General features: G+C 60.9%; 6 protein-coding genes. 2 read left to right on the top strand and 4 right to left on the bottom strand.

All coding sequences use genetic code 11. The annotated features are described in order from the left end of the window. Nucleotides 1-705: D-isomer specific 2-hydroxyacid dehydrogenase family protein (locus tag NW819_RS10905; protein ID WP_414413745.1), on the top strand; the 705-nt coding region annotated here is incomplete at its 5' end. Between the two features lie 57 nt (nucleotides 706-762). Here NW819_RS10905 and NW819_RS10900 read toward each other — a convergent pair. From NW819_RS10900 to gltX, 3 genes are all read right to left on the bottom strand, one after another. Beyond that, entirely contained in the window at nucleotides 763-1,845 is a 1,083-nt protein-coding gene (locus tag NW819_RS10900; protein WP_414413744.1) for an isocitrate/isopropylmalate dehydrogenase family protein, read from the bottom strand. A gap of 167 nt (nucleotides 1,846-2,012) precedes the next feature. Continuing rightward, the gene (locus NW819_RS10895) at nucleotides 2,013-5,327 is read right to left on the bottom strand and encodes a GAF domain-containing sensor histidine kinase (protein WP_414413743.1); all 3,315 of its coding nucleotides are present in this window, start codon (nucleotides 5,325-5,327) and stop codon (nucleotides 2,013-2,015) included. A gap of 22 nt (nucleotides 5,328-5,349) precedes the next feature. Continuing rightward, nucleotides 5,350-6,789: a glutamate--tRNA ligase gene (gltX, locus tag NW819_RS10890; protein WP_414413742.1), complete on the bottom strand. Its 1,440-nt coding sequence runs from the start codon at nucleotides 6,787-6,789 to the stop codon at nucleotides 5,350-5,352. 234 nt (nucleotides 6,790-7,023) lie between these two features. Between gltX and NW819_RS10885 the strand changes: the two genes are divergently transcribed. Continuing rightward, nucleotides 7,024-7,374, top strand: a complete 351-nt coding sequence (locus tag NW819_RS10885; RefSeq protein ID WP_011433285.1) for a hypothetical protein — start codon at nucleotides 7,024-7,026, stop codon at nucleotides 7,372-7,374. 286 nt (nucleotides 7,375-7,660) lie between these two features. Here the strand turns inward: NW819_RS10885 and NW819_RS10880 are convergent. After that, a partial coding sequence (locus NW819_RS10880) for a TRAM domain-containing protein (RefSeq protein WP_414413741.1) occupies nucleotides 7,661-7,942 on the bottom strand: 282 nt, incomplete at its 5' end.

Genomic DNA, 7,942 nt, shown 5'->3' with positions numbered 1-7,942 from the left:
CGGGCAGGGGTTTTGCATCCTGCCTATGTGTGGACTTGTGGCAAGGGAGTCTATGCTCAACCGGTGGCAGAACATGCCTTGGCCTTGACCTTGGCCGGCTTGCGCGACTTGAAGATCCGCGCCTTGGCCCAAACGTGGCAGGAGGGCTCCGGTACCAGCCTCTGGGGCAGCCGCGTGGTCATTTTTGGGGCCGGGGGCATCGCCCAAGAGTTGATCAAGCTGTTGCAGCCTTTTCAGTGCTCCATCGACGTGGTGCGTCGCAAGGCGGATCCCTTGCCGGGGGCCACGCGGGTGGTGACACTCGCGGAACGGCAAACGGTGTTGGCAGGGGCAGATGTGGTGATCCTGGCTTTGGCCCTCACGCCGGAAACCGAGGGGATCATCGCCCAAGCTGAGTTGGAGCAGATGGGATCCCAGTGTTGGTTGGTGAATGTGGCGCGAGGAAAACACATCGTGACCCCCGACTTGGTGGCCGCCCTGCAGCAGAGGGTCATTCGCGGGGCTGCCTTGGATGTTACGGATCCCGAGCCCCTACCGGATGGGCATCCCCTCTGGAGCTTGCCCAACTGCCTGATTACCCCCCACACTGCTCTTACCGATGCCATGATTGTCCCAGCCCTCTCTAAGCGGGTGCGAGAAAATGTGCGGCGCTTCCGGGCCGGGGATCCCTTGCTAGGGGTGGTGGATCCGGTTTTGGGGTATTGAGTCCTCTAGCCCCCCTCCCTTGGGGAGCCTGGGATCAGAAACATTTGGCGCCAAACCCTACTGCGAAGCCATCTCCTGCACGCGGGCAGCAATGGCCTCTGCCATCTCCTGAGTGCCGACGGGATCCCCTGTGGCCAGGTCATAGGTGACCTGCTTGCCCTCGGCGATCACCGCCTGCACCGCCGCCTCCACCCTTGCGGCAGCCTCCCGCTCTCCTAGGTAGCGCAGCATCATCGCCCCGGAGAGGATCAGAGCGCAGGGGTTGACTTTGTTTTGGCCGGCATATTTGGGAGCAGAGCCGTGAATGGCCTCAAAAACCGCAATGCCGTCGCCGATGTTGGCCCCCGGCGCCACCCCCAGCCCGCCGATCATCCCCGCGCACAAGTCGGAAATGATGTCCCCATAGAGGTTGGTGAGCACCAGCACATCGTAGAGCTGCGGCTTTTGCATCAGTTGCATGCACATGTTGTCCACGATGCGATCTTCAAACTCGATGTCGGGGTACTCCTGGGCCACCTCCCGTGCCACCTGCAAAAACAAGCCATCGGTGAACTTCATGATGTTGGCTTTGTGAACTGCCGTCACCTTCTTGCGGCCATTCTGGCGGGCGTACTCAAAGGCAAATTTGACAATGCGGCGGCTGCCGAAGTCCGAAATGGGCTTGATGCCAATGGCGGATCCCTCGCGGATGGGTTTGCCGGAAAGGCGCATCATTTCCTCCCGCGCTTGGATGGCTTCCGGCGTGCCCCGTTCAAACTCGATCCCGGCATAGAGATCTTCGGTATTTTCCCGCACCACCACTAGGTCAATGTCTTGAAAAGGGCTTTTGACACCGAGCATGGATTTGGCCGGGCGCAGATTGGCGTAGAGATCCAGCTCCTTGCGAATGGCTACGTTGACCGAACGAAAGCCAGTACCTACGGGAGTGCCAATCGGCCCTTTGATCGCCACTTTGGTTTCCCGAATGGACTCCAACACCTGGGGCGGCAAGGGGGTGCCGTATTTCTCGATCACCTCCACTCCTGCTTCTACCGGGATCCATTCCAACCCAACCCCGGTAGCCTCCAAGACCGTGGTCATCGCCTTGGCCACTTCCGGGCCGATGCCATCCCCAGGGATCAAAGTCACACGATAGGCCACAGATGCTTCTCCTCGCAGTGTTAACGACAGCGCAAAAACTCCGTCCTGCCGGCGTGAGAGGATCCCTCCACCAGACAGGTTAGAGAACCGGGAACCCTTGAGCTTAAACGACTATAGAACAGGTTGAGACTGAAAATGCTGCGTCTGCTACCTCAGAAAAGGGGGGGCTAGCCGCAAGATCGGGGACTCGGCGGCAGAGGGACTCGCAGCTCTACAACTGTGCCACTGCCAAAGCGGCGATTACGCCAAGCAATGCTTGCCCCGATCAACTCGGCTCGGTAGCGCATGTTGAGCAACCCGTGTCCATGGCCAGACGGCTGGGCGGGATCCACCCCACTCTTGGACGCCGGCATACCGCAGCCATCGTCGATGATCTTCAGCTCCAAGTGGGTGTAGGGAGCCTGAGGGTTGGTAGAGGAACCCGCGTCCTGTTGCGCCTTGGGCTGAATGATGAGATCGATGCGCCGTGCCCCTGCGTGTTTGACGATGTTGTTCAGAGCCTCCTGCACGATGCGGAAAATGTTGCTCTGGCAGGTGGGGCTGAGACGGGAGAGCAGGCCATCGGCTTGGTTGTCGAAACGGGTGAGGAGAGGATGGGGGGAACGTTGGGCGGCCCGTTCCAGGAGACTGCGCAGAGCCGGGCCAAGGTTAAAGGCCCGCATGGCCGTCGGCTGCAAATCTTCCACGATCCCGCGCAATTCGGCCATGGTCTCTCGCAGTTGGGCGCTCATGGCCCGCAACTGAGCCTGTCCGGCTGGGCCAATGGTCGGATCGCCGGATAGCTCTTGGATCTGGCGAGACAAAGCTCCCAGATCTGCCAAGGTTTGGTCGTGCAAATCGGCGGCCAACCGACGACTTTCCGCCTCTCGCCCCTCGGTTAGGCCCCGCAAAGCTGCTGCCGTCGCCTCCTGACGGCGAACCTGCTCGTAGAAAGAGGCCCGCTGCAAGGCTACTGCCGCAATGTCCGCCAGCGCGTTCACCAAGTCCGTATCTCTGGGGGAAAATCCGGCGGCTTCTGAGGCGATATCGGCGGTTTTGCTTCCCCGAACTGCCGGCTCAAACGGCGGCATGAAGGCGCAAAGCACCCCGGCCACCTGGCGAGCATCGGTGACTATCGGCACACCCAACAGGGAGCGGATGCCCTTTTGCAGCAGATGGCGGCGGGCGTGGGCAGACAATGGGAAGGTGTTGACATCTGGAATCAGCAGCGTGTTCAGGTGGCTGTAGCAATTGACCCAGAGGAGCTGGCTTAGCTCAGGGGGCAGCGTCTGTCCCCTTTGGGAAGGGATCCCCGGCTGACGGCAATACTCTTGGATGATGGCCAGAGGTTCTGCAGGAGCGCCGGCCAAGGGTTGCTGAGCCAAAGGACTCCGTCCCGCCTCTGGTGGGGCTGTTGCTCTGCCTACGGCAGGGGAAGGGGAACCGCAAGGCTGTCGCGACGAGGCTGCGAACGGCTCATGGCCACTGCAGGGCGCCACAAAACTGCACCGCTCAACCTGCAAAGCCTCTGCCATGCCCTCGAGGGCAATCTGCACCACCTCCTGGGGATTGTAGGTGCCGCTGAGGCGCTGGGCAATCTGGCGCAAAAGGCTTTCCCGCTGGGCAGAGCTACGGGTTTGCTCGTAAAGCCGCGCTTGCTTGAGGGCGATCCCCGCCTGCTCGGCCACGGCTTCTGCCAACTCCAGATCCTCCGGCTGCCAAGGACGAGGGGTCAGGGAATCGCTGCCAGGGTAGCGGATTAGGGCAATGCCCCCCAACAGTTCTTGGGGCCTGTCCGGATGCTCAGAAGCAAATAGGGGCACCAACAACAGCCCACTCCCCTGGCTCTGAGGCTTTAGATCGGCCCAGGACTGAGCCGTCTGCGGCTCCGGCACCACCACAGGCCCCCTCAAGGTGGCGAGCAAACTGGCCCCCAAGCGCAACTTGGCTCGAATCGTCTCCGGCAAGTCCGGCGGGATCCCAGGCTCAACCCAGGGGCAATCTGGGGATCCCACCAACGGCCCCCTTGTCGGCAACAGAGTGTCCAGCAACGACTCCGTCCCGCCCACGCGAACGGTGGGGGAAAGCTGCGGCGCATAAAGGCCAACAGGGTGTAGCAGCTCCTGCTCCGGCTGCCAGAGGGCCAAGATACACACATCTGCCTGAAAAGCCGCCCCGATCTGCTGGGTGATCGCATGGAAGAGGGTGGTGGGCTCCAGGCTGGAGCGAATCGCCGCCGTGATCGAGTGCAACAGAGCCAGCCGTTCCGTCTGCTGATGGGCATGCTCGAACAGGCTGGAACGGGTGAGGGCAATGGCCAGTTGAGAGGCCACCGAGCGCAACAGCTCGATCTCCTCCGGCTGCCAAAGGTGGGGTGTGGTGACGTACACTCCCAACAACCCAATCATCTCCCCTGGCTCTGCAGCCAAACCGGGCCGTCCCCCATCCTTCCCGCCAACCTCCGAAAGCCCTACTCCTGCCGAGCCCACCGACTGCACCGGGATCAGCACCGCCGAGCAAGCCTGCAGCGCCTGGAGAGCGGCCAACCCCTCTGGGGTCAGGAGATCTCGATCCGGCAGCAGAGGCAAGGCTATTTGCACCACCTGCCCCGTCCGCAGGCGCTCGCACAGCGAGCCAAAGTCCTGGATCCGGTACACCTCTCCTAGGGAGGGGGTTAGCCCAGGGCTCAGGGCCTCATGGCTGACCCGAACCGTCTGCTGATCCGGGCTGAGACTGTAAAAACAGCAGCGGCTCAGCCCCTTCACCCCTTTCGAGAGAAAGGCCTGCTGCAGCTCCTTCAGGGCAGTGCTGACGATTTGATCCCACTGCAAAAAGCGGTGAACAGTGCTGGTGATGCGGTTGAGCAGCGCCTCCCGCACCGCCTGCCGTCGGCTGCGCTCCAGCAGCTTGGCATTGATGATGGCGCTGGCGATATAGGAACAGAGGAACTTCACCACTTCCAGAAAGCTGGCTTCCAGAGGTGTCCGGCTCAACAGAGCCAAAGCCCCCAGCCGCTCCTCCCCTCGGTTAATCGGGTAGGCAACAAAGCCTCGCAAGCCATTGGCCTTCACCCACTCCGGGGCGGGCATCCAGGCTTCTTGGGCGGGATTGTTGCTCAAAAGCGGCAGACCCTCCTGGGCCACCCGTCCCAAAGGGCTGTCGTCAGGATAGATCCGCTGAATTTGGTCATGAGCAGGACTGAGCAGGCCGGCATGGGCCACCGACTGAAAACATCCTTCCTGCGGGTCGAAAATCCAAAGGCGAGCTGAGGCCGCGCCCAGGCGATTTACCATCTGCTGTACCAAGGTCTGGGCCAGCTTGAGCACACACTGCTCCAGCTCCCCCATCTCTACAGAGTCCGAAGAGGATGGGGAAGATAACTGAGAAGAGAGCAGCACCAGTTCTTGGACAATTTGGTTTGCAGCCTGTAGCTGGCGTGACAGCATGGGATCCCGATTGCGGCAGCGGTGCGGAGCACTTTCAACAGAGGCAACCGAAGGCATGACAGCAAGAGATGGGCTTCCATCAACAAGGAACCAACTTCTGCACAGCCTCTAACCGCCCCAAAGCCCAGCCCCGCCGCTGGAGAAGGGCAAAAGATTCCAGCAAATCCGGCCCCTGCAGATCCCCTGTCAGGGCGGCCCGCAAACTCTTCATCAGCAGGCCCTTTTTCATGTTCTGGCCCTTGGCCACCTGATCCACCAGCGGTTTTAAGCTGTCCGCCGAAACCTGGGGCAGCTCGGCAGCAGCCAACGTGGTGGCCATTGCAGCCATAGCCTCTGCCACCCCAGGCAGGCGCAACTGTTCCAGAGCTGGCAACGTGTAGCTGAGGGGCTCCTGAAACAAAAAGCGGCTGAGCGGAGGAGCCTCTGCCAGGCGGTCGATGCCATCGGCAATCAGGCGGGCCACATCTTCTAACCAGGTGGGATCCGGCACCTCGGAAAGGTCAAACCCTGCCGCCTGCCAAAAGGGGGTGAGCCGTTCTACCAGTTCTGGCGGAGAAAGCCGCTTGATGTACTGGCTGTTGATCCAGTTGAGCTTGTCCCAGTCAAAGCGGGCAGCCGCACGGTTAACCCGGTCAAAGTCGAACAGCGCAGCCGCCTTTTCCAAAGAGAAAAGCTCTTCCCCATCCGGGGGCGACCAACTGAGCAAAGCCAAATAGTTCTTGAGAGCTTCCGGCAAAAAGCCCAGTTGCTGGAACTCTGCTACCGAAGTTGCCCCATCCCGTTTGGAGAGCTTTTTCCCCTCCGGGTTCAGGATTAGCGGAGAATGGGCAAACTGGGGAGGTTCGTGGCCAAGAGCACGGTAGAGCAAAATCTGCTTGGGGGTATTGCCGATGTGATCTTCGCCGCGAATCACATGGGTGATGCCCATGTCGATGTCATCCACCACCACCGCCAAGTTGTAGAGAGGGTAGCCATCCGCTCGGGCAATGACCATGTCTCCTCCCAAATCCTGGGTGTTCCAGGTAATGGGGCCGCGGATGAGATCCACCCAAGACACCTCTAGGGGCTCCTCGATTTTGAAGCGGATCACTGGCTGCCGCCCCTCGGCTTCGTAGGCTCGTCGCTGGGCTTCGGTGAGAAAGCGGTGGCGGTTGTCGTAGCGGGGGGCTTTGCCGGCAGCCTTCTGGGCAGCGCGCATCTCCTCCAGCTCTGCCTCGCTGACGTAGCAGCGGTAGGCCAGCCCTTGATCTAGAAGCTGCTGCACCACTGCTTGGTAGCGCTCGATGCGCTTGGACTGGTAGACCGGCCCTTCGTCCCAGTCTAGGCCCAACCAGGCCAGGCCCGCCAAAATGTTGCGGGTGTAGCGGGGCAAAGAGCGGTCGCGGTCGGTGTCCTCAATGCGCAAAATGAACCGGCCACCGTGGCGACGGGCATACAGCCAGTTGAACACTGCCGTCCGGGCGGTGCCGATGTGCAGATTTCCAGTTGGACTGGGGGCAATGCGAACACAAACACTCACAGGTCTAAGGATCCCAAGCAGAGTATCCCGATCCTAGTCGGCGGCGAGATCCTTTGTCATGTTGGCCCTCCATTGGGTTGCAGGCGGTTGCCAATCGAGGCATTTCGAGTAGAATCCGCCTTAGCTGCCGGTCAAAAGGTAGGCTTCATGGGGATCCAAGTCAATGAGCAACGTTCAAACCCCGCTTTTTTCCGGTGTTGAGGAAAAGCTGTAGCGCAGGAGGAATCCCAGCACATGCGTCTGACTTTGGCCATTCTTCTGGGTTGTCTGTCCGCCGGGATCCCGATTGGATCCGCCTTGGCCCAAATTGCCTATCCTTCCTATCCGGTGGGAGATGCCCTAGACAGGATCCTGTTGGATACAGGCAGGAATGTGGATCCGGTCATTTTCCCTGAGGAGGTGGTGCGCTCCCAGGCCCGGCAGACCACCGCCTTCTTCACCACGCTGCTGAACCAACGCACCAACATCCCACCCCTGCGCTCGCTAGATTTGCCCAGCCCCTATCAGGCTTCGGTTCGTACCCAGGCCGGGTACTACCGCGTGACCCAGACAGAGCCCGTTTTGGATTTTGAAATCTTGCGCTAGGCAGGGCAGGTATTCGGGGCCTGTTCCAGCGCCGGCCTGTTGCTGTTGCCAAAACGTTGTGTATGAAGCTCCGTTCTACTGCTGCGCGGAAGAAAGCTAGCTAGGGCGGTGGTTGTGCCCTGGTCGGCGTGGCGGAAAGGGCAGTGACTGCCTGGCGGTTGCCTTAAAGCTGTTCACCCAGGAGGGCATGGTTTTTCTCAGCGAAACAGCTCCCTGGAGAGGCGCTCCGCCGGCGCAATCGGACAAGAGGGAACTGGGGAAAGTTGTGTTTGTGAGAGCCTTCATCCTATGGCCCGCTCGCGCGGACGGTAACTGCCTCTCCGGTCAGCGAAAAAGCTCGCGTGGCGGTAATGCGCACCGGCACCAGGGATCCCTTCAGTTGCTCTGGATTCCCTTCAAAGAACACCAAGCGATTGCCGCGGGTACGCCCCATTGCCTGGCGGGGGTTTTTCGGGTTGGGGCCTTCCACCAGCACCTCTTGCACCTGGCCTAGGAGTCGGGCGCTGCGGGCGGCGGCCACCTCGGCCACCAGTCGGTTCAGCCGTTGCAGGCGGTCGCTTTTTTCCTC

The organism is Synechococcus sp. R8-2 (genome assembly GCF_047461715.1).
GTDB lineage: Bacteria > Cyanobacteriota > Cyanobacteriia > Thermostichales > Thermostichaceae > Thermostichus.
This window is presented reverse-complemented; position numbering and strand designations above follow the sequence as displayed.

What these genes read in the sequence shown, in the direction of transcription:
- NW819_RS10895 (WP_414413743.1), bottom strand. Translation starts at nt 5,327, where the DNA reads ATGCCTTCGGTTGCCTCTGTTGAAAGTGCTCCGCACCGCTGCCGCAAT.
- NW819_RS10885 (WP_011433285.1), top strand. Translation starts at nt 7,024, where the DNA reads ATGCGTCTGACTTTGGCCATTCTTCTGGGTTGTCTGTCCGCCGGGATC.